Source organism: Selenomonas sp. KH1T6, from assembly GCF_900108415.1.
GTDB classification, from domain to species: domain Bacteria; phylum Bacillota; class Negativicutes; order Selenomonadales; family Selenomonadaceae; genus Selenomonas_B; species Selenomonas_B ruminantium_A.
In genome coordinates this window covers 28,186-47,576 of sequence record NZ_FNWN01000015.1, presented here as the reverse complement: position 1 = coordinate 47,576, position 19,391 = coordinate 28,186, and the positions used below count along the sequence as shown (strand labels likewise).

Genomic DNA, 19,391 nt, shown 5'->3' with positions numbered 1-19,391 from the left:
TGGATGAAATGCAAGGCCACGTTTTCTTTTGGTTCGTTTTCTTTGCGCCAAAGAAAATGAACAGCCGCCCTTGGCAAAGAGGGTCGACTGTCCATCAATCAAAGCATATTCTTCAAGAACAATTTTGTCCGTTCTTCCTTCGGACTCCCAAAGAACTCTTTAGGTGAGTTTTCTTCGACTATGTTCCCATCCGCCATAAATATCACATGGCTGGCGGCCTCTCTGGCGAAGGCCATCTCGTGAGTCACCACCACCATGGTCATGTGCTCGGCAGCAAGCTCCCGCATGGTCTTCAGCACCTCGCCGGTAAGCTCCGGGTCAAGGGCCGAGGTAGGCTCGTCAAAGAGCATGATATCAGGCTTCATGCAGAGAGCCCGGGCGATGGCCACACGCTGCTGCTGGCCGCCGGAGAGCTGGCTGGGGTAGTAGTCCTCACGGTCGCTGAGGCCTACTTTCTTCAGCAATTCCCTGGCATAAGGGAGAATATCTGCCTTTTTCATGCCCTGCACCTGCACTGGCGCCTCGATGAGGTTTTCCAGCACCGTCATGTGGGGGAAAAGGTTGAACTGCTGGAACACCATGCCCATGCGGGAGAGGACTTCCCTTTCCGCCTTGCCGTCCACATACTGGGCCGTCCCCTCTGCCCCGGTCCTGACCAAAGGCTTGCCCTCAATCTCAATGGAACCGGAATCAATGGTTTCCAGCTTGTTCAGACAGCGCAGGAGAGTGGATTTGCCTGAGCCGGAAGGACCGATGATGGCCAGCACTTCCCCCCGCCTTACAGTAAGGTCAATGCCCTTCAGCACCTCAAGGTCCCCGAAGGACTTCTTCACGTCCAAAACCCGCAGCATGACGTCGCCTTTATTTTGCATATCTGCCATAACGCACCTCCAAACGCTTGAAGCCCCAGGTCAGCACAAAGGTCATGAGCAGATAGAACACCGCCGCCACCAGGAAGGGCATCATGTCAAAATCACGCTGCACGATAGTGCGGGCCACCCTCAGCAGGTCATTCATGGCCAGGATATAGATAAGGGAAGTATCCTTCACCAGGTTTATAGTCTCGTTGCTGATGGGAGGCAGCACGATGCGGATAACCTGCGGGAGAATAATCCTGCGCATGGTCTGGGTATAGCTCATGCCCAGAGTTTTGGCCGCCTCATACTGGCCCTTGGGCACCGCCTGGATGCCGGAGCGGAAAATCTCCGCAAAGTAAGCGGCATAGTTCAGGGTAAAGGCCAGGAGCGCCGCCGCCAGATCCGGCAGCATGATGCCCACCATGGGCAGGGCAAAATACACGAATAAGAGCTGCAACATCAAGGGCGTCCCGCGCATCAGCCATATATAAAATTCCATCAGCAGGGACAAAGGACGGCAGGAGGACAGCCTGGCCAGCGAAGCCAGCATACCAAGTGGCAGTGCCAGCAGCAAAGTCACGAAGAAAATTTCCAGCGTGACTTTGCTGCCCTCTGCCATCTGGAGGATCATATCCAGCAGGTTCATCTATATTCTACCAACTTTCTTTAGTGTGATAAAGCATTAACGCAGAATATTATACTATGAAATTGTGAACCTGTAAAGCCTTCCCCATAGGGGAGGGCTATCAAAAAAGCCGCGCCTTTCGGCGCGGCCACATAACTCAAAGCTTCTGTTCTTTCTTATCATCAATGGGCACCGGCTCTGCTGCCAGGCCGTCCTTGATGCCCTTGATGCTTTCACCGATGCTTCTGCCCAGCTGTGGCAGGCGCTTGCCGCCGAAGAGCACGAGAGCTACTGCCAGTATCAATAAAAGTTTCGGTATGCTAAGTCCTAACATGATTTGTTGACCTCCTAAAAACAAGCCCGGACATCCGTATCATGGGCAATCTTACTCTTATTCTCTGATATTCTCCTGTATATCAACGTTTTCCTGCTGCCTGGCCAATTTTTCTTCAAAACTTTCTTCCAGCAGGGATTCTTCCACACCAGCAGCTGCAGGCTCAGGAGCAGTTTCTTCCTCCTTGCCCTTGTCATCCATATCCAGCAGCTCCATGAACTCATCCCCGGTGATGGTTTCCTGCTCATAGAGCTTCCTGGCGATCTTCTCCAGCGCTTCGCGATTGTCTTCCAATAGCTTGTAAGCCTTCTCATACTGCCTTTTCACCAGCGCCATGACCTGATGGTCGATGGCAGTCTGGGTCTCGATGGAGCAGGCCAGGCTGGTATCGCCGCCCAAATAGCGGTTGGTGACAGTCTCCAGAGCCACCATGCCGAATTCCTCGCTCATGCCGTAGCGGGTGATCATGGCCCTGGCCATCTTGGTGGCCTGCTCGATGTCGTTGGAAGCCCCCGTGGTGATGGTGTCAAAAATCAGGGCCTCGGCCGCCCGCCCTCCCGTGAAGGTGGCAATCTTGTTCTCCAGTTCCTCCTTGCTCATGAGGTAGTGGTTTCCTTCCTCCTCCACCTGCATGGTGTAGCCCAGGGCCCCGGAGGTGCGGGGAATGATGGTGATCTTCTGCACAGGGGCGGAATGGGTCTGGAGAGCAGCCACCAGGGCATGCCCCACCTCGTGATAGGCCACTGTCCACTTTTCCTTGTCAGAGAGAATGGCATTCTTCTTCTGGTAGCCGGCGATGACCACCTCTATGCTTTCCTCCAGGTCTGACTGGCTGGCTTCGTTCCTGCCGTCCCGGACAGCCCTGAGGGCCGCCTCGTTGACGATGTTGGCCAGCTCCGCCCCGGAGGCTCCGGAAGCCATGCGGGCTACCTTGTTGTAGTCCACCTCTGCCTGCACCTTGATTTTTTTGGCATGGACCCTGAGGATTTCCTCCCTGCCCTTGAGGTCGGGCAGCTCCACGGGCACCCGGCGGTCGAAACGGCCGGGACGGGTGAGGGCAGGGTCCAGGGAATCAGGCCGGTTGGTAGCCGCCAGGATAATGACCCCGGAATTGCCCTCGAAGCCGTCCATTTCCGTCAGCAGCTGGTTCAGGGTCTGCTCCCTCTCGTCATTGCCGCCAATCTGGCCGTCGCGCTTCTTGCCGATGGCGTCAATCTCGTCAATGAAGACGATGCAGGGAGCCTTTTCCTTGGCCTGCTTGAAAAGGTCCCGGACCTTGGAAGCCCCCAGGCCCACGAACATCTCCACGAACTCAGAGCCGGACATAGAGAAGAAGGGCACATCTGCCTCGCCTGCCACGGCCTTGGCCAGCAGGGTCTTGCCAGTGCCGGGAGGCCCCACCAGCAGGAGCCCCTTGGGCATGGAGGCGCCGATGGCCTTGAATTTCTCAGGGTCATGGAGGTAGGAGACAATCTCGGAAAGATTCTCCTTAGCCTCCTCCTCCCCTGCCACATCGCTGAACTTCACCCCCTGGGCGCTCTTGATGTAGACTTTCGCCTTGGAGCCCCCCAGGCCGAACATCATGGAGTCACGGCCGCCCCCCATGCGCTCCATCATCTTGCGGGACATATACTGGCCGATGGCAAAGAAAATCAAGAGGGGCAGCACCCAGGACAGCAAGATGCTCATGAAGGGCGACATCTCCTCCACGATTTCCCCGGAGAAATCCGCCCCTGACTCGTAGAGCCGCTTGGTGAGGTCCGGGTCATTGATGCGGCCCGTCTTATAAGTATTGCCGTCTTCCTTTTCCGTGAAGATGATCTGGTTTTCCTTGATGGAAACCTTCTCCACATTCCTGGCTTCGGTCTGCTGGATAAAGGTGTTGTATTCCACCTCCTGCACTTTCTTGGCTTCAAAGTAAGGCATGAAGAGGTGGTTGAAGGCCACCAGCAGTATGAGTGTCACAATATAGTAAAAAATAATGGGCCGCTCGGGCTTCTTTACTTCGTTCATGGAAAAACTCCTTTCCCGGGAGTGTTTATCTAGCCACGCGCAGGCGCAGCACCTTCACATGCTTTGTATAGAACCAGTAGGCGATGGCGATGAACACCGCGGTCACCGTCCAACTCAGGGGATAACAGAACATCAAGGTGGCAAAGTCAGGATTCTGGGCAAAAGCCGTATAGACCCAGGTGAGCCGCACCCCGCAGATGCCCACCAGGGCCAGCACGGCAGGCTGCAGAGAAAAACCGTAGCCCCTGAGGGCCCCTGAGAAAATATCCACAATGCCGTTGATGCCGGCAGGCACCACCACATACCAGATGCGCACCATGCCCAAGGCGATGACCTCGGGATGACTGTCAAAAAGGGCCAGCAGTGTCTCCCCGAAGAAAAGCACCAGCAGGGAGACAGTGGTCATAAAGGAAAGCCCCAATCCAAAGCACAGCCAGGTGGCCCGACGGCAGCGGAAGAGCTTCCCCGCCCCATAGTTCTGGCTCACAAAGGTGGTAGCCGCCTGGGAGAAAGAATAAACAATGCAATAGACATTGATCTCAATGGTGAAGGCGGCGCTGGAAGCTGCCATGGTTTCCGCCCCCAGGCTATTGATGGCGGCCTGTATGACAATATTTGACAGGGAGAAAACCATGGCCTGGATGCCTGCAGGAAGGCCGATCTTCACGATTTCCTTTATCCTCTGCCCCTGCCAGTGCAGCTGCCTGAGGTCCAGGCGGATGACACCTTCCGTATGGCGCAGCACATGCAGGAGCATGCCTGCCGCCATGAATTGGGCCAGCACCGTAGCTCCTGCCACCCCTGCAATGCCCCAGCCCAAAGGACCGGCAAACAAGAGATCCAGCAGGGCATTGGCGGCACTGGTCACCGCCAGGACCTGCAAGGGAGTCTTGGTATCTCCCCGACTGCGGAAGATGGCAGCTTGGAAGTTGTAAAGTCCCATAAAGGGCATGCCCAGCAGGAACACCCGCAGATACATCTCTGCTAGAGGCATGACGCTTTCCGGCACCGCCAGAGCCGTGAGCACAGGCCCAGCCAGCAGCTCGCCCAGGACCATAAGCCCCAGCCCCACCGCCAGAGCCAGCAGGAAGGCAGTATGGACAGCGCTGCCGGCCTTCTCCATATCCCTGGCCCCTATAAAGCGCGCCACCATGACGTTGGCCCCCAGGGAAATCCCCATGAAGAGATTCACCAGCAGGCCGATGATGGAGACATTGGTGCCCACCGCCGCCATGGCTTCCGTGCCCACAAAGCGCCCCACCACCGCCACATCGGCCGCGTTGTAGAGCTGCTGCAAAAACACCGTCAGGGCCAAAGGCAGGGCGAATTTCACGATTTTGTCCCACAGGGACCCGTGAGTCATATCAAGTTCAGTGGCTTTCATAGCCAAAACGCACTCCTTAGTAAATCAAACAAACTTGCCATACTATCATAACACAAATACAGCAGATAAACAGCCCCATGCACCGCAAAAGGCGCATGGGGCAGACTCTGCTATTCGTTTCTCAGATTTTCAGACCGGAATCCTTGCCCGGGGCGTACCCCGGTAGACCTCATGGCCACGGTTCTGTCCCTTGCTGATCTCACCCTTGATAGCATCGATGAGGATATTGCCTATGACCTGCTTCCACATATCCTCCATGTTGTCACCGGACTGGGCAGGCGGCTGCTGGGGCGGAGGGTCCTGCCGCTTGTTGGCCATCTCATCTGCCCGCTGCAGCTCGTTCCAAAGCTCCCGGTCATCCTTGGGTGAGGCCTCCCAGGCCCACTTCAGCTCGTTGTAGGCCTCCTGGTAACGCTGCCTGTCATAGTAGATCAGGCCGCGATAGCGATGGCACTTCCAGATGGGATAGATGGCATCATCATGGGGCGTATTCTGGGCACTGTCAAAATCCAGCATGGCATTGTCATCAGAGCGCAGGCCGTAATAAGCCCGACCTCTCAGATAATAGGCATAGGCCAGGGGGCTGTCCGTGACGCTGGTATCGCGGATAACCTTGGTGAGCCGGGTAATGGCAGCATTGTGCTCCCCCCTTTGGATGAGGGCCACGCACTCGTCAAAAATCTGCCCCAGAGTGTACTGGTTTTCCAGCTGATGGCCGATTTCCCGCTTTTCCCTGCCGCTGGCGTGCTCGTATTTCTGCAACAGCTCCTCATTCTGCTTCTTGAGCTCGTCCCGCTCCTTCTGCAGCTTTTCCAGTTCCTGCCGCTTCTGCATCATATTCTGCAAGTCGATGGTATCCGTGTCCACCTCGGCGGTGATATTCACTGTATATTTGAGCACATTGCCCGTGAGTTCCGGCACAGAGTTCTCATGGGTGACCTTCAGCACCGCCCCGGAAATCATGCGCACATCATCCTCAGTCAGCTCGTAGTTCTGCGTGCGGGAGTAACTTTCCACATATACCCCTGCCTGCTCCACTGCTGACCGCATAGCCTCCTGCCGGGCCGCATCCTTGGCAATCTTGGGCGAATCATTATCCCCCATGACATAGACCCCCGTGGCATGTATCACCTGGGGCGCAGCGCTCACGCAGGCACAGGAAAACAGCAGTCCCATCAGCATAGTAAGGCATAATATTTTTTTGGCCATGCTATCAACCCTCTGTCTTTATCAACTAAATCCAATCTTATATAGCATATATCGGCATTTTCATCCTATATTTTAAGTTATTTCTTTGACAATAGCATTAAATCCTGTTTAGAAAAGAATTTTATTTGCCCTAGATAATGCAAAAAGCCCCCGATTCCTCGGGAGCTGAAATCTCAATGGAGCTAGCTGCAGGACTTGAACCTGTGACCTGCTCATTACGAATGAGCTGCTCTACCAACTGAGCTAAGCTAGCATATCCGTTACTTGCGCAACTGACGGGTTATATTATAATCCATCTCTGCCTCTCTGTCAATATATTTTTTTATTTCCTCTAACCTCATTGGCAAAACTTATAAGGCAGTCAGCCTATTGGTGCCAAACCAGAGCACATATTGAGAAGGTTTTTCCATTCAGGCGTAGAATATACAATATAGTGTAGTTTGTGCAGAAACATACATCAAGCTAATTGGTAAGGAGGCGGCGCCATGCCAGCCCTGCGCGTCTTAGTCATAGGCAACCAAATATTGGGCGACAACAAGATTGCACAAGAGCTGGCTTTGCGCCTGCCTAAAGACAGCCAGGTGGAGTTTTCTTCTGGTGCCGCTGAAGCCATCGAGAAGACGCGCCAGTTCAAGCCCAATGCGGTGGTGCTGAATTTCTCCATGGCCCTCACCCGCATCGAAGGCGAAATGCTCATCAGCCTGCTGGCCAAGAAGATGCAGATTCCCACCATCGCTTTCGGCAGGGTCAATTCCAGCCAGCAGACCGCCCAGCGCATGGGTGCTCTCAAATACATGGTCAAGTCCTCGGACCCTCTGCTGTCCGATCACTTCTACCACCTGCTGGCAGATGACCTGCAGGCCTTGAGAAATGCCCCTGCCTCAGCCCGTCCTGGCGAAGGGGCAGCAGCTCCCCGCCCTGTCTCTTCCTTCAACCGTCCGGCAGCGCGTCCGGGCCTTTCTCCCCTGGCCCGCCGCACACCTTCAGCAGCTGTCCCGCCTGCCGCTCCCCCCTCCATGCCGCCTCCCCGTCGGGGCGGCCCCATCGAGCTCATTGCCATCGGCTCCTCTACTGGCGGTACGGAAGCCCTGTCCGTGGTGCTGCACGGGCTGAAACCTCCACTGCCCGGCATCGTCATTGTGCAGCATATACCGGCCATGTTCTCGAAGCTCCTGGCCAACCGGCTCAATGAAGAGTGTCCCCTTTCCATCAAGGAAGCAGAGACCGGGGATAAGGTGGAGCCAAACCATGTTTATATTGCGCCAGGCGGCAAGCACATGACCCTCAGCCGCACAGGCTCAGGCCCCCTGGTGCTGGACTGCACCCCTGGACCGCCTGTCCACAGCTGCTGTCCTGCCGTGGATGTGCTCTTTGACACAGTAGCCAAATATGTGGGGGACAAAGCCTTGGGGGTAATCCTCACAGGCATGGGACGCGACGGGGCTGACGGACTCTCGCAGATGAGGGCCCAAGGGGCCTATACCCTGGGGCAGGATGAGGCCACCAGCGTGGTGTACGGCATGCCAAAGGCGGCCTTTGATCAGGGGGCGGTGTGTGAACAGCTGCCGCTGCCGGATATTGCGGCGGCTATTACTAGAGTTGCTAATAATAAGTAAATCCCGAAGATGCTCTAAGATGAGTTTCTTCGGGATTTTTGGTTTGCTTTCTTTGTTTGGTTTCGGCTGTTCATTTTCTTTGGCGCAAAGAAAACGAACCAAAAGAAAACGTGGCCTTGAATTTGTCCTAAATTCAACGGCCACAGGAGCGCCCATCCTTGGGCGCCGGGGGGTCGGGGGTTCGGGGGTTCGATGAGTTACCGATTTTTATATTTATAACCGAGCCACAGTGCAAACAACCACAAAGGCGTGATTATTACTGCCAGCTGCATGTCGGGGATCTGGGTCATCATGAAGACCACGCCTAAGAGGAACGCCAGGCAGAGGTAATTGGTCCAGGGATGGAGGATGGCTTTGAACTTGGTATCCTTGCCTTCCCTTCTGCAGTATTCCTTGAACTTCAGGTGGGTGATGCAGATGACAATCCAGTCTACCACTGCCGCTGCCGTGGCTATGGAGATGAAGTACATGAAGACATGGCCCGGGAACATGTAGTTCAGCACGACCACCAACAGGGTAATGCCCGATGATACCAGGATGCCGTTCACCGGCACCCCGCGTCCGGAAATCTTCTCCAGGAAGGTGGGAGCATCGTCATCAGCAGCCAGGCCGTAAAGCATGCGGCTGTTGCTGTAAATGGCGGAGTTGTAGACAGAAATGGCCGCCGTCAGCACCACGAAGTTCAGGATATGGGCAGCTGCCGGGATGCCCACATTGGAGAAAATCTGCACAAAGGGGCTGGCCTCCATGCCCACTTCATTCCAGGGCCAGAGAGCCATGAGCACCGCCATGGTGCCCACATAGAAGAGCAGGATGCGCACGATGACACCGTTGATGGCCTGGGGGATGGTACGGTCAGGGTCATCAGCTTCACCGGCAGTGATGCCGATAAGCTCAATACCGCCAAAGGAGAACATGACCACCGTAAGCGACAGGCCCAGCCCCCACCAGCCATTGGGCAGGAAACCGCCGTGTGACCAGAGGTTGGAGACGTTCTCCGGGAAGGACATGGTGCCGCCAAAGAGCAGGTACAGCCCCAGCACAATCATCATCAGGATGGCAGTGATCTTGATAAGCGCCATCCAGAACTCCATCTCGCCGTACATGCGCACGTTGATGAAATTGGCTGCCGTAATGACAATGAGGCACACCAGGGCACTGACCCACTGGGGGAGGTCTGGCAGCCAGAAATTCATGTAAATGCCCACCGCCGTGAGCTCTGCCATGGAAACAATGACATAATTAAACCAATAATTCCACCCGGACATGAACCCCGGGAAACTGCCCCAGTATTTGCTGGCATAATAGCTGAAGGAACCTGATACCGGCTCGTCCACCGCCATTTCTCCCAGCATGCGCATGATGAAGAAAATCACGATGCCCCCCAGAAGATAGGCCAACATCACCGAAGGTCCCGCCAGGGCGATAGTAGAAGCAGAGCCGTAGAACAGCCCCGTGCCGATGGCGCCTCCCAGGGCAATCATCTGCAGGTGACGGTTCTTGAGGCCCCGCCGCATTTTGCTTGCTTTCGCTTGACTCATTGATTCATCCCATTTCTAAAATAAATTGACACGAATGATATTATACAATAAATAAAGCAGTGCCGCCACCCGGAGGCACTGCCAATCTTTATTATCCAGTTTTTAACTCAGCAGCAGACTGTCACTGGTGAGCTCACTGCCTGCCGCCTTTTCAAACATAGCCAGCAAATCCTTCACGGAGAGGTTCTTCTTCTCCTCCCCTGCCACATCCACCAGGATGCGCCCGTCGTACATCATGATCAGCCGGTTCCCCAGCCGCAAAGCATCGCGCATATTGTGGGTGATCATCAGGGTGGTGAGCTGCTGTTCCTCCACGATTTTCTTCGTGAGGCTCAGCACCTGTTCCGCCGTCTTGGGGTCAAGGGCTGCCGTATGCTCGTCCAACAACAAGAGCTGGGGCCGCACCATAGTAGCCATGAGCAGGGTCAGTGCCTGGCGCTGGCCGCCGGAAAGAAGACCCACCTTGGACTCCAATCTGTCCTCCAGTCCTAGGTGCAGACCTGCCAGAAGCTCCCGGAACTGCCCCCGCTCCTTGTCGGAAGAACTCCAGCGCAGAGTAGGACGCTTGCCCCGCCGGGAGGCAATGGCCAGGTTTTCCTCTATCATCATATTGGCCGCCGTGCCCATCATGGGGTCCTGGAAAACCCTGCCGATGAACTTGGCCCGCTTGTACTCCGGCCACTTGGTGATATCCGTGCCCGCAATGGTGATGCTGCCTGTATCCACCGGAAAAGTTCCCGCAATGGAATTCAGGAGCGTTGATTTGCCCGCACCATTTCCGCCGATGACCGTCACGAAATCCCCCGGTGCAAGATGCAGGGAGAGTTTCCTGAGGGCCAGCTTCTCGGTGATGGTGCCGGGATTGAAAGTCTTGGAAATATCCTTGATATCTAACATATTCGTCCTTTCCCTATGCCCTGCGCATCTTGCGCCAGCGGGACTGAATCAGCGGCAGGGACAGGGCAATGGCCACCAGCACCGCCGTGAAAAGCTTCAGGTCATTAGGCGGCATGCCCATCTGCAGGACAATGGCAATGACGCCGCGATAGACAATGGAGCCCAGGATGACAGAAATCAGGCAGTTCTTGAAGCTGCGGGTACCGAAAAGCACCTCGCCGATAATCACGGACGCCAGGCCGATGACGATGGTGCCTACCCCCATGCCCACATCAGCAAAGCCGTTGCTTTGGGCCACCAGGGCCCCGGAAATAGCCACCAGTCCATTGGACAGCAGCAGGCCCAGCACGATCATCACGTCAGTGTCGATGCCGTTGGCACGGATCATGTGAGGGTTATTGCCGGTAGCCCGGACTGCTGCCCCAATTTCCGTACCGAAGAACCAGTAGCAGGCCAGGGACACCAGGAGCACGACCACAGCGCCGATGATCAGCACCGTCATGCTCTTGTCTCCCCCCACGGGGAAGATGGTGAAGATGGTTTCCTGCTGCAAGAGCGGCAGGTTGGCCTTGCCCATGACCCGCAGGTTCACGGAATAAAGGGCAATCATGGTAAGGATGCCCGCCAGCAGGGCCGGAATCTTCAGCTTGGTGCAGAGAAAGCCCGTCACCACACCGGAAATCATGCCAGCCACACAGGCCATGAAGATGGCGGGGATGGGCTGCCAGCCCGCCGTCAGCAGGGATGCCGCCACCGCCGCCCCCAGGGGGAAGGAACCTTCCACTGTCAGGTCAGCGATATCCAGCACCCGGAAAGTCAGATAAACTCCAATCGCCAGCAAGGCCCACAGAAGGCCCTGGGAGACGGTTGAAATAACCAGATCCATTTACTCAACGACCTCCGCATCCTTCAGTACATCCTCAGGCAGCTTGATGCCCAGGAGCTCTGCATTCTTCTTGTTCACGGAGACCTTCAGGTCCTTGGCCAGCTCCACGGGCAGGGTAGCGGTCTTGGCCTTGCCCTGCAGCACATCAGCTGCCATGTGGCCCGTCTGGACACCCAGCTTGTAGTAGTCAATGCCGTAGGTAGCCAGGCCGCCCACCTTCACCATATTCGGCTCGCCGCAGATGACAGGCACCCTGGCGCTGTTGGTGATATCGAGCAGAGTGGGGAAAGCGGAAGCAATCACGTTATCCGTGGGCTCATAGAATGCATCTACAGAGCCAATGAGACTCTGGGCAGCCTGCTGGATATCGTTGACGGTGGAGATAGTAGCCACCTTCACAGTGAGCCCCTTGCTCTCTGCGTATTCAGTCATGGCCTTGATCTGCACCTCGGAGTTCACCTCGCTGGAGGAATAGATGGTGCCGATGACCTTGGCATCAGGCTTGAGCTTCAGCAGCAGGTCGATCTGCTCCTTGATGGGGTTCATGTCACTGGTGCCGGAAACATTGCCGCCGGGTTCCTTGTTGCTCTTCACCAGCTTGGCACCCTCATAGTCGGTGATAGCCGTGCCCAGGATGGGAATATCCTTGGTGGCATTGGCTATGGTCTGGGCCGCCGGGGTGGCAATAGCGCAAATCAGATCAAGCTTGGCGCTTACAAAGCGCTGGGCGATATTCTGCAGATTGGACTGGTCAGCCTGTGCGTTCTGGCGGTCAATGGTGAGGTTCTTGCCCTCCTCAAAGCCACGCTCCTTCAGGCCGTCCACAAAGCCCTTGTTGGCAGCATCAAGAGCATTGTGCTCCACCAACTGGACAATGCCCACATGATAAGTCTTCTCCCCGCTGCCAGCAGCCTGGTCACCGCCGCCGCAGCCAGCCGTCAGGGCTGCCGTGGCAAACAGAGCCGCCGCAACCATCCCTTTGAGTTTTTTTACGCTTAACATATCAATCCCCACCTTTTTGTAATATTTGTTTCCTGTAAGTAGACAGGTTTTATTATACAACATTACACATAAAAATCAAGCAGAGGCCTGCAAGGATTTACCTTTATCCACCTAGAATAGTTATATAAACGAAACACGCAAAGGAGCGAAACCTATGGCAACAGCAGAAAGCGGCGACATCGTCTATGTGAAGCACCGGGGCTATCAGCATTTCGGTGTTTACACAGGCAATGATCGTGTCGTCCATTATTACAAAGAAAAGAACCCGCTGGTGTCCGACGGTATCATCAGGGAAACCAGCCTTTCCGAATTCATGTCCGGCAGCAACACCCTCTATGTGCTGAACGGGGACAGCAACCACAAGCAGCTCCTGGACTGGCTGATCAAGCGTATCTGGGGAGAGGACTTCCAGTCATTTTCCCCGGAAGAGACGGTAGCCCGGGCCCGCAGCAAGATTGGGGAAAAAGGCTACAATCTAGTAAGCAACAACTGCGAGCACTTCGCCCTTTGGTGCAAGACGGGAATTGGCATGTCCACACAGGTAGAAGAAATACTTTCCCTGCTGCTGCCCAAGCTTGATACCGTCCCTGCATCTCCCTCCCCCGCCCATGAGCAAAAAGAAAAGCACCTGCCGCCCAAAGCAGCAGATGCTGTAGATGATTGAATCCTTTTAAAATCTTTGCCTGTCCTTCAAGGCCCTTTCAATATCCCTCTTGGCAGCCTTGGCCTGGAGATCGGCACGCTTGTCGTAGTTGTGCTTGCCGGAAGCCAGGGCCAGTTCAAGCTTGGCCCGGCCATGCTTGAAGTAGATCTTCAGGGGCACCAGTGTGAAGCCCTTCTCTCTCGTCTGGCTGAAGAGCTTCACTATCTCCGCCTTGTGCATGAGCAGGCGCCGCACCCTCAGAGGGTCATGGTTGAAGATATTGCCCTGCTCATAGGGGCTGATATGCATGTGCTCTACAAAGACTTCGCCGTTCTTGATAAAGGCGTAGCTGTCCTTGAGGTTGGCACGGCCTGCACGGAGGCTCTTGACCTCAGTGCCCTTGAGTTCCAGGCCGGTTTCAAAGGTTTCATGTATGAAGAAGTCATGGCGAGCCTTGCGGTTCTCGCAGACAATCTTGATGGCAGCGTTCTGCTTTCCCATAGCCTCCACCTTTCTTCTTGAGATTTGACTTATGTTAAGGCGTTCGGGACAAGGGCACAGCAACGCTTCACTTGAAATTTTTCCTGCGGAAAAATTTCACACGTTACGCTTATGCTGCGTCCTTGCCCCTCACTTACTTTGCTCACTTTGAGTTACCCGTGCCGCCCTCTGTCTTGCGATTGAGATGGGGGCGGCCTTTTGGCGCGCCCTCACGGCGCATTTCCTGCTCCTTGCGCTCGTGGTAGCCGGGGGGATCTGGCCAGACAGCAGAGTTCAGGCCCGTGATCTTCACCCGATGGTAATCACCCTCCCGGCGCTCCTCACGGCTCTTGCCGCCATTGCGCTTCCTGCCCAGGGTTTCCCTGGTGGCACGCTCTGCACGTCCCGTGCGGTCGGTGCTGCGCTCCTGTGCCCGGGAAGCACGGCCCTTGGCTGGCTTGTCTCCGGCAGGACGGGAAATCTTCTCTCCCGAAGAGCCGCGGCGCTTTGGGCGGTGGCCCTTATGCTGGCTCTTGCTCTTGCCGTCATCGGGAATCTCCTCCAGCACGGAAGCAACCAGGTCGCCATCCTTGGGGCCGCGCTTCCTGCCGCCGCGATTCCTGTCGCGTTCCTTGCGGTCAGCCTTGGGCTTGCCACTGTTCTTGCGGCCGCCGCCCACGGCATTTCTCAGAGCCTGGGCATCATCGGCGCCATTGTCCTTCAGCACGAAATCAAGGTTGCGCTCTTCCACATTGGCGCGCACCAGCACGATCTGCACCTCATCACCCAGCCGGTACTGCTGCCGGGTGCGCTCACCCACCATGGCGTAGAGGTCCTCACGGTACTCGTAGAAGTCGTTGATCATGGTGGAGACATGTACCAGTCCCTCCACGCCGTTATCAAGCTCTACGAAGATGCCGAAGGCGGTGACGCCGCTGATGACGCCGGTGAACTCCTCACCCACGAACTGGGCCATGTACTCGATTTTCTTCATATCCGTAGTTTCCCGCTCAGCCTCGATGGCCACCCGCTCACGGGCAGAAGCATGGTCGGCAATCTCCGGCAGCATGGACTTGAGCCTGGCCTCGCGTTCCATGGGCATGCCTCCCTCAGCCATTTCCTCACGCAGGAGGCGATGGACAATGAGGTCAGGGTAGCGGCGGATAGGCGAAGTGAAGTGGGTGTAGTAACGGGCTGCCAGGCCGAAGTGGCCCAGGGACATCTCGCTGTAGCGGGCCTGCTGCATGGAACGCAGAGCCACGGTGGAGATGATGCGCTCCTCGGGCTTGCCCTGCACCTTCTCCAGCACCTTTTCCACATCCATGGGCTTGATATGGCCAGCCTCATCCTTGCGGACAAAGAGGCCAAAGGCTGCCAGCAGGTTGTTGAAGCGCTCAATCTTCTCCTCGCTGGGCTGCTCATGGACACGGTAAATGAAGGGCTTATGCCTGAGATCCATGTGCTTGGCCACGGTCTCATTGGCGGAGAGCATGCACTCCTCGATAATGGACTCAGCCAGAGAGCCCTCGCGCTTGATGAGCGCCACCGGGTGCCCCTGCTCGTCCAGCTTCACCTTCACCTCAGGCAGCTCGAAATCAATGGAGCCGCGGGCATGGCGGATTTTCTTGCGAAGGTTCCTGATCTCTGCCAGAGTCTCCAGCATCTCCCTGATGTCCTCATTGTCAGACACATAGGGCTCTGCCTTTTCCACCAGTACCTTGTTCACCATATTGTAGGTAAGGCGGCGGTAGACATGGATCACCGTGGGGATAATCTCGTAGCTGGTGATCTCGCCCTCAGGGGAAAGATGCATCTCACAGGCCATGGAAAGGCGGTCAACACCGGCATTCAGGCTGCAGATGCCATTAGAAAGCTCCTTGGGCAGCATGGGAATCACGCGGTCTACCAAATAAACGCTGGTGCCGCGCTCACGGGCCTCGATATCCAGTGGCTGGTTCTCCCGCACATAGTGGCTGACGTCAGCGATGTAGACACCCAGGAAGTAGGAGCCGTCCTCCTTCTTGTAGGCATAGACGCCATCGTCCAAATCCTTGGAATCCTCCCCGTCTACGGTGACAATGGGGAAGTTGCGGCGGTCGCGGCGGCCGCGGTACTCCTCGGGGGAAGGTTCCTGCTCCACCCCATCGGCAGCCTTCTGAACCTCCTTGGGGAAGGTCTCTGACAGGTCATACTGGCGCATGACAGAAAGCACATCCACGCCAGGATCCCCTACCTTGCCCAGGATCTCGATGACATTACCCTCAGCGCTGCGGCGGCCGTCGGGCCACTTGGTGATTTCCACCACTACCTTGCTGCCGGTCTTGGCCCCATGGATCTGCTTCTTGGGGATGAAGATATCCTGGGTGAGCTTGGTATTGTCCGGCGTCACAAAGCCAAAGGTCTTGCTGCTCTCAAAGGTGCCCACTATCTTCTCATTGGCCCGCTCCAGGATCCGCAGGATCTCTCCTTCACGGGAACGCCCCTCCTGCTCAGAGGGCGTGACCCGGGCCACCACCCGGTCACCGTGCATGGCAGAGCCAATGGCAGGCCCCGGCACAAAGACATCCGTCTCTTCCTCAGTCTCCCTCACATCGGGAATAATAAAGCCAAAGCCCTTGGCAGTCATGGAAATCCGCCCCACCACCAGGTGCATCCGGGCAGGGGTGCCATAGCGGTCGCTGCGGTTCCTGATAATGGCCCCTTCCTGCTCCAGCTCCTCCAAAGCCTCAGAGAAAGCCACCTGCTCCTCTTCGCTAAGCTCCAGATTCTCCGCCAGCTCCTCTGCCAAAAGCGGCTTATAAGCATCCTCGCGCATATAAGCCAAAATACGTTCTTTCAATTCCATACGTTCTTACTCCAAAATAAAATTCCGTACAATCCGTACCACACAAACACTCGTACTATCAAACACTCGTACTATCCGAACCCCAGGGCCCATGGATGGGCCCCGCGGACGCGGAAATCACACGATGTGATTTCAGTCCGCGTTTTCTTTTGGTTCGTTTTCTTTGCGCCAAAGAAAATGAACAACCGAAAATGAAAATAGAAGGTTAGCCTTCTTCATCCAAAAAAGCAGCCGTCCTTGCAAAGACCAGCTCCCGCTCCGGCTCCAGGGGCAAAAGGTGCCCCGCCTTCTCCAACCAAAAAATCTCTTTCTCCGAACTCTTCACATGCTCATAGATATAATCGGCACTCCTGGGATCTGCCGTGTGATCCCCATAACTGTGCACAATAAGGATAGGCACCTCGATATTCTCCAGGCAGGCATTAGCCTTCTTCATGACTTCCAGCAGTTCGTGTACACACATCAAAGGCATCTTCCTATAAGTGCGGTTCACCGCCTCCGGCACATTCTTCAGATTCCGCCGGGCCTTGGGCACGTACTGTCCCACGCACTCTTCCCGGGGAGGCAGTTTCTCCACCCCCCAGCCAGGATGGATGATGGCAGGGGCCGCCAGGGTCACCAGCCGCTCCAGGGGCTTTTCCGCCGCCAGCCGCAAGGCCAAGAGCCCCCCCATGGAGTGCCCCACCACGGAAATGTCCTCGCACAGCCCCGAAAGCAAGGCGTAGCCATCCCGCACAGAGTCCATCCAGTCCTCCCCGGTCATATGGCTCATATCCTCTACTTTAGTAGCATGTCCCGCCAGGCGCACTCCCAACACCGTATATCCACGTTTTTGAAGGTACTTGCCCATGAGCAAAAGCTCCGCCGGCAATCCCGTGAAGCCGTGAATCAAAAGTACACCGCGCTTTCCACCGGGCAAGAAAAAGGGTTCCGCCCCAGGCACGATCATCCCTGTCACCCTCCCACAACGTAAATAACATTTTTATTAGGTAATCTAAATCTAAAAGCGCCCCCGGTGATCCGGGAACGCTCAAAGAAGCTTCAATTAGTTGGTCATGCGGGCAATCACGATAGTGATTACGGCAAACAAGATGGCAAAAACCACCGTCACCCGCGCCAGCAGCGCATCCATGCCCCGCGCCTTGCTGGAAAACACCGTATCGGCACCGCCACCCATGCCGCCCATGCCAGCAGACTTAGCCTCCTGGCCCAGGATGGAAGCAATGAGCACGATAGCCACGATAGCATCCAGCACCATCATCAAAGTAAGCAAGTTTCAAGCCTCCCTTGCGCAACATCTCCATTTAACCTTACATATAATAACACAAAGGCTGGCAACCTGCAAGAAAAAAGACCCCGGCAAAGCCGGAGCCTCTCTATATGCTCTACCCGAAATCAGATGGTGTAGATACGGATGGAGTTGGTGTTGCCTTCGCTGGTCTTGATGCCGCTGGTGATGATGGTGCAGTCGCCGCGCTTCACATAGTCATGCTTCACAGCTGCTGAAGTGGCGCCGCTGGTCATCTCGTTCACATCGCTCCACTGGTTGCCCAGGATGGGATATACGCCCCAACGCAGGTTCAGCTGGCGGACAGCACGCTCGTCAGGAGTGTAGGCCACGATAGCTGCCTTCGGACGGTACTTGGAAATAACCTCAGCAGTGTAGCCGCTCTCGGTAGGAGCGATGATAGCTGCTGCATCCAGCTCGTAAGCCATCTGCACAGTAGCGTGAGCCACAGCACGGGTACGGCTCTGGAGATGCTCGAAGCCGCGCTCCATGAAGAGATCCTTGTACTCAAGGGAGCTCTCAATGCGGGTAGCAATGCGGTTCATAGTGGAAACAGCCTCTACCGGATAGTCGCCGGAAGCGGTCTCGCCGGAGAGCATGATGGCATCGGTGCCGTCCAGGATAGCGTTGCCAACGTCAGAAACCTCTGCACGGGTCGGACGGGGGTTGCGCTCCATGGAGTCAAGCATCTGGGTAGCAACGATAACGGGCTTGCCGGCCTTGTTGCACTTCTTGATGATCTCTTTCTGGATCAGAGGCACATCCTCAGCGGGAACCTCAACGCCCAGGTCGCCACGGGCAACCATGATGCCGTCGGAAACCTCAAGAATCTTGTCGAAGTTCTTCACGCCCTCAAGGTTCTCGATCTTGGGGATGATCTGCATATGGCCATTGTTCTCCTCGATGAGCTTGCGGATAGCCAGCACATCCTCGGGACGCTGGATGAAGGAAGCAGCCACGAAGTCCATATCCTGCTGGCAGCCGAAGACGATGTCCTTGGCATCCTGCTCGGAGATGGGAGGCAGGCCCAGGGAAACGCCAGGAGCAGCTACGCGCTTCTTGGTGCTCATCTTGCCGCTGTTCTGGATGGTGGTGACAATGTCCTTGCCCTTGATCTCGTCCACCTTCAAAGCCACGAGGCCATCGGAAAGGAGCAGGGTATCGCCGGGCTTAACTTCAGTGTAGAGACCCTTATGGTTTACGGAAACATGAGTCTCGTCGCCAGGAATGTCTTCGAAGGTCAAAGTGAACTTGTTGCCCTTCTCCAGCATAACCTTGCCGTCCTTGAACTCACCGAGGCGCATCTCAGGGCCCTTAGTGTCAAGGATCAGGGAAATCACCTTGCCGGCCTTTTTGGCAGCTTCGCGCACCATGTTGATGCGGCCCAGATGCTCCTGATGGTCGCCATGGGAGAAGTTGAAACGGGCGCAGTTCATGCCGTTCTCAATGAGCTGCTCGATGATGCCCGGCTTCTCCGTAGAAGGTCCCTGGGTGCAGATGATTTTCGTCTTCTTTAACATGTGTTAACCCCCACCTTAAATAAAACATAATATATAGACGGGCACTGCCGCGGAAAGCCGCTTGCTTTCCTGTTCCATGGCGTCGCTTCGTAGTGCCCTGTCTCGGCCTAGATTCATGGATGGGAACATTTCCCCACCCCTTTTGCAAGAACTATTCTACACGTTTTAGCCCCATAAGTAAAACATTTTCAAGGGTTTTGGGCTGAAAAAAATATTTTCAGAAAAAACTTTTTTCTTATGCAAATTGCTTC

Annotated in this window: 17 protein-coding genes and 1 tRNA gene; 2 read left to right on the top strand and 16 right to left on the bottom strand. The window is 55.7% G+C overall.

The window, feature by feature from the left end:
* Nucleotides 1–98: 98 nt before the first annotated feature.
* From BLW59_RS10225 to BLW59_RS10195, 7 genes are all read right to left on the bottom strand, one after another.
* Nucleotides 99–881 carry an amino acid ABC transporter ATP-binding protein gene (locus tag BLW59_RS10225; protein WP_074697695.1) on the bottom strand — a complete coding sequence of 261 codons (783 nt, stop codon included), beginning with the start codon at nucleotides 879–881 and terminating at the stop codon, nucleotides 99–101.
* Nucleotides 862–1,503: an amino acid ABC transporter permease gene (locus tag BLW59_RS10220; protein WP_029540849.1), complete on the bottom strand. Its 642-nt coding sequence runs from the start codon at nucleotides 1,501–1,503 to the stop codon at nucleotides 862–864. The genes BLW59_RS10225 and BLW59_RS10220 overlap by 20 nt, the downstream gene beginning before the upstream one ends.
* Before the next feature lie 136 nt (nucleotides 1,504–1,639).
* Nucleotides 1,640–1,816, bottom strand: a complete 177-nt coding sequence (tatA, locus tag BLW59_RS10215; protein WP_074697694.1) for a twin-arginine translocase TatA/TatE family subunit — start codon at nucleotides 1,814–1,816, stop codon at nucleotides 1,640–1,642.
* 57 nt (nucleotides 1,817–1,873) lie between these two features.
* On the bottom strand, nucleotides 1,874–3,829 hold the full coding sequence (gene ftsH, locus BLW59_RS10210; protein WP_074697693.1) for an ATP-dependent zinc metalloprotease FtsH: 1,956 nt from the start codon (nucleotides 3,827–3,829) through the stop codon (nucleotides 1,874–1,876).
* Between the two features lie 25 nt (nucleotides 3,830–3,854).
* The gene (locus tag BLW59_RS10205; protein WP_074697692.1) at nucleotides 3,855–5,213 is read right to left on the bottom strand and encodes an MATE family efflux transporter; all 1,359 of its coding nucleotides are present in this window, start codon (nucleotides 5,211–5,213) and stop codon (nucleotides 3,855–3,857) included.
* 129 nt (nucleotides 5,214–5,342) lie between these two features.
* Nucleotides 5,343–6,422, bottom strand: a complete 1,080-nt coding sequence (locus tag BLW59_RS10200) for a hypothetical protein (RefSeq protein WP_074697691.1) — start codon at nucleotides 6,420–6,422, stop codon at nucleotides 5,343–5,345.
* Between the two features lie 177 nt (nucleotides 6,423–6,599).
* Nucleotides 6,600–6,675, bottom strand: a tRNA-Thr gene (locus tag BLW59_RS10195).
* Between the two features lie 232 nt (nucleotides 6,676–6,907).
* Here BLW59_RS10195 and BLW59_RS18140 point away from each other — a divergent pair.
* Nucleotides 6,908–8,038 (top strand): CheB methylesterase domain-containing protein, encoded by a 1,131-nt coding sequence (locus BLW59_RS18140; RefSeq protein ID WP_318258488.1) that lies wholly within the window; start codon nucleotides 6,908–6,910, stop codon nucleotides 8,036–8,038.
* Between the two features lie 197 nt (nucleotides 8,039–8,235).
* Here BLW59_RS18140 and BLW59_RS10185 read toward each other — a convergent pair whose 3' ends face one another.
* The 4 genes from BLW59_RS10185 to BLW59_RS10170 form a co-directional block, all read right to left on the bottom strand.
* Entirely contained in the window at nucleotides 8,236–9,579 is a 1,344-nt protein-coding gene (locus BLW59_RS10185; RefSeq protein ID WP_074697690.1) for an amino acid permease, read from the bottom strand.
* A gap of 102 nt (nucleotides 9,580–9,681) precedes the next feature.
* A complete protein-coding gene (locus BLW59_RS10180) occupies nucleotides 9,682–10,476 on the bottom strand; it encodes an ABC transporter ATP-binding protein (RefSeq protein WP_074697689.1) in 795 nt (264 codons plus the stop codon).
* A gap of 13 nt (nucleotides 10,477–10,489) precedes the next feature.
* Complete coding sequence (locus BLW59_RS10175; RefSeq protein ID WP_074697688.1) at nucleotides 10,490–11,362, bottom strand: ABC transporter permease; 873 nt, start codon at nucleotides 11,360–11,362, stop codon at nucleotides 10,490–10,492.
* Complete coding sequence (locus tag BLW59_RS10170; protein ID WP_318258495.1) at nucleotides 11,363–12,337, bottom strand: ABC transporter substrate-binding protein; 975 nt, start codon at nucleotides 12,335–12,337, stop codon at nucleotides 11,363–11,365.
* Between the two features lie 181 nt (nucleotides 12,338–12,518).
* Between BLW59_RS10170 and BLW59_RS10165 the strand changes: the two genes are divergently transcribed.
* On the top strand, nucleotides 12,519–13,028 hold the full coding sequence (locus BLW59_RS10165; RefSeq protein ID WP_051650050.1) for a lecithin retinol acyltransferase family protein: 510 nt from the start codon (nucleotides 12,519–12,521) through the stop codon (nucleotides 13,026–13,028).
* Nucleotides 13,029–13,034: 6 nt separating this feature from the next.
* Here BLW59_RS10165 and smpB read toward each other — a convergent pair whose 3' ends face one another.
* From smpB to pyk, 5 genes are all read right to left on the bottom strand, one after another.
* Nucleotides 13,035–13,508, bottom strand: a complete 474-nt coding sequence (gene smpB / locus BLW59_RS10160) for an SsrA-binding protein SmpB (RefSeq protein ID WP_029540873.1) — start codon at nucleotides 13,506–13,508, stop codon at nucleotides 13,035–13,037.
* 142 nt (nucleotides 13,509–13,650) lie between these two features.
* Nucleotides 13,651–16,332: a ribonuclease R gene (gene rnr, locus BLW59_RS10155; protein WP_074697686.1), complete on the bottom strand. Its 2,682-nt coding sequence runs from the start codon at nucleotides 16,330–16,332 to the stop codon at nucleotides 13,651–13,653.
* Nucleotides 16,333–16,537: 205 nt separating this feature from the next.
* Nucleotides 16,538–17,281, bottom strand: a complete 744-nt coding sequence (locus BLW59_RS10150) for an alpha/beta hydrolase (RefSeq protein ID WP_029540878.1) — start codon at nucleotides 17,279–17,281, stop codon at nucleotides 16,538–16,540.
* A gap of 96 nt (nucleotides 17,282–17,377) precedes the next feature.
* Complete coding sequence (gene secG / locus BLW59_RS10145) at nucleotides 17,378–17,590, bottom strand: preprotein translocase subunit SecG (RefSeq protein ID WP_074697715.1); 213 nt, start codon at nucleotides 17,588–17,590, stop codon at nucleotides 17,378–17,380.
* Between the two features lie 137 nt (nucleotides 17,591–17,727).
* A complete protein-coding gene (gene pyk / locus BLW59_RS10140; RefSeq protein WP_029540903.1) occupies nucleotides 17,728–19,140 on the bottom strand; it encodes a pyruvate kinase in 1,413 nt (470 codons plus the stop codon).
* Nucleotides 19,141–19,391: the final 251 nt, after the last annotated feature.

Coding starts and splice junctions, on each gene's coding strand:
- BLW59_RS10225 (WP_074697695.1), bottom strand. CDS start 881: ATGGCAGATATGCAAAATAAAGGCGACGTCATGCTGCGGGTTTTGGAC.
- BLW59_RS10220 (WP_029540849.1), bottom strand. CDS start 1,503: ATGAACCTGCTGGATATGATCCTCCAGATGGCAGAGGGCAGCAAAGTC.
- tatA (WP_074697694.1), bottom strand. CDS start 1,816: ATGTTAGGACTTAGCATACCGAAACTTTTATTGATACTGGCAGTAGCT.
- ftsH (WP_074697693.1), bottom strand. CDS start 3,829: ATGAACGAAGTAAAGAAGCCCGAGCGGCCCATTATTTTTTACTATATT.
- BLW59_RS10205 (WP_074697692.1), bottom strand. CDS start 5,213: ATGAAAGCCACTGAACTTGATATGACTCACGGGTCCCTGTGGGACAAA.
- BLW59_RS10200 (WP_074697691.1), bottom strand. CDS start 6,422: ATGGCCAAAAAAATATTATGCCTTACTATGCTGATGGGACTGCTGTTT.
- BLW59_RS18140 (WP_318258488.1), top strand. CDS start 6,908: ATGCCAGCCCTGCGCGTCTTAGTCATAGGCAACCAAATATTGGGCGAC.
- BLW59_RS10185 (WP_074697690.1), bottom strand. CDS start 9,579: ATGAGTCAAGCGAAAGCAAGCAAAATGCGGCGGGGCCTCAAGAACCGT.
- BLW59_RS10180 (WP_074697689.1), bottom strand. CDS start 10,476: ATGTTAGATATCAAGGATATTTCCAAGACTTTCAATCCCGGCACCATC.
- BLW59_RS10175 (WP_074697688.1), bottom strand. CDS start 11,362: ATGGATCTGGTTATTTCAACCGTCTCCCAGGGCCTTCTGTGGGCCTTG.
- BLW59_RS10170 (WP_318258495.1), bottom strand. CDS start 12,337: ATGGTTGCGGCGGCTCTGTTTGCCACGGCAGCCCTGACGGCTGGCTGC.
- BLW59_RS10165 (WP_051650050.1), top strand. CDS start 12,519: ATGGCAACAGCAGAAAGCGGCGACATCGTCTATGTGAAGCACCGGGGC.
- smpB (WP_029540873.1), bottom strand. CDS start 13,508: ATGGGAAAGCAGAACGCTGCCATCAAGATTGTCTGCGAGAACCGCAAG.
- rnr (WP_074697686.1), bottom strand. CDS start 16,332: ATGGAATTGAAAGAACGTATTTTGGCTTATATGCGCGAGGATGCTTAT.
- BLW59_RS10150 (WP_029540878.1), bottom strand. CDS start 17,281: ATGATCGTGCCTGGGGCGGAACCCTTTTTCTTGCCCGGTGGAAAGCGC.
- secG (WP_074697715.1), bottom strand. CDS start 17,590: ATGGTGCTGGATGCTATCGTGGCTATCGTGCTCATTGCTTCCATCCTG.
- pyk (WP_029540903.1), bottom strand. CDS start 19,140: ATGTTAAAGAAGACGAAAATCATCTGCACCCAGGGACCTTCTACGGAG.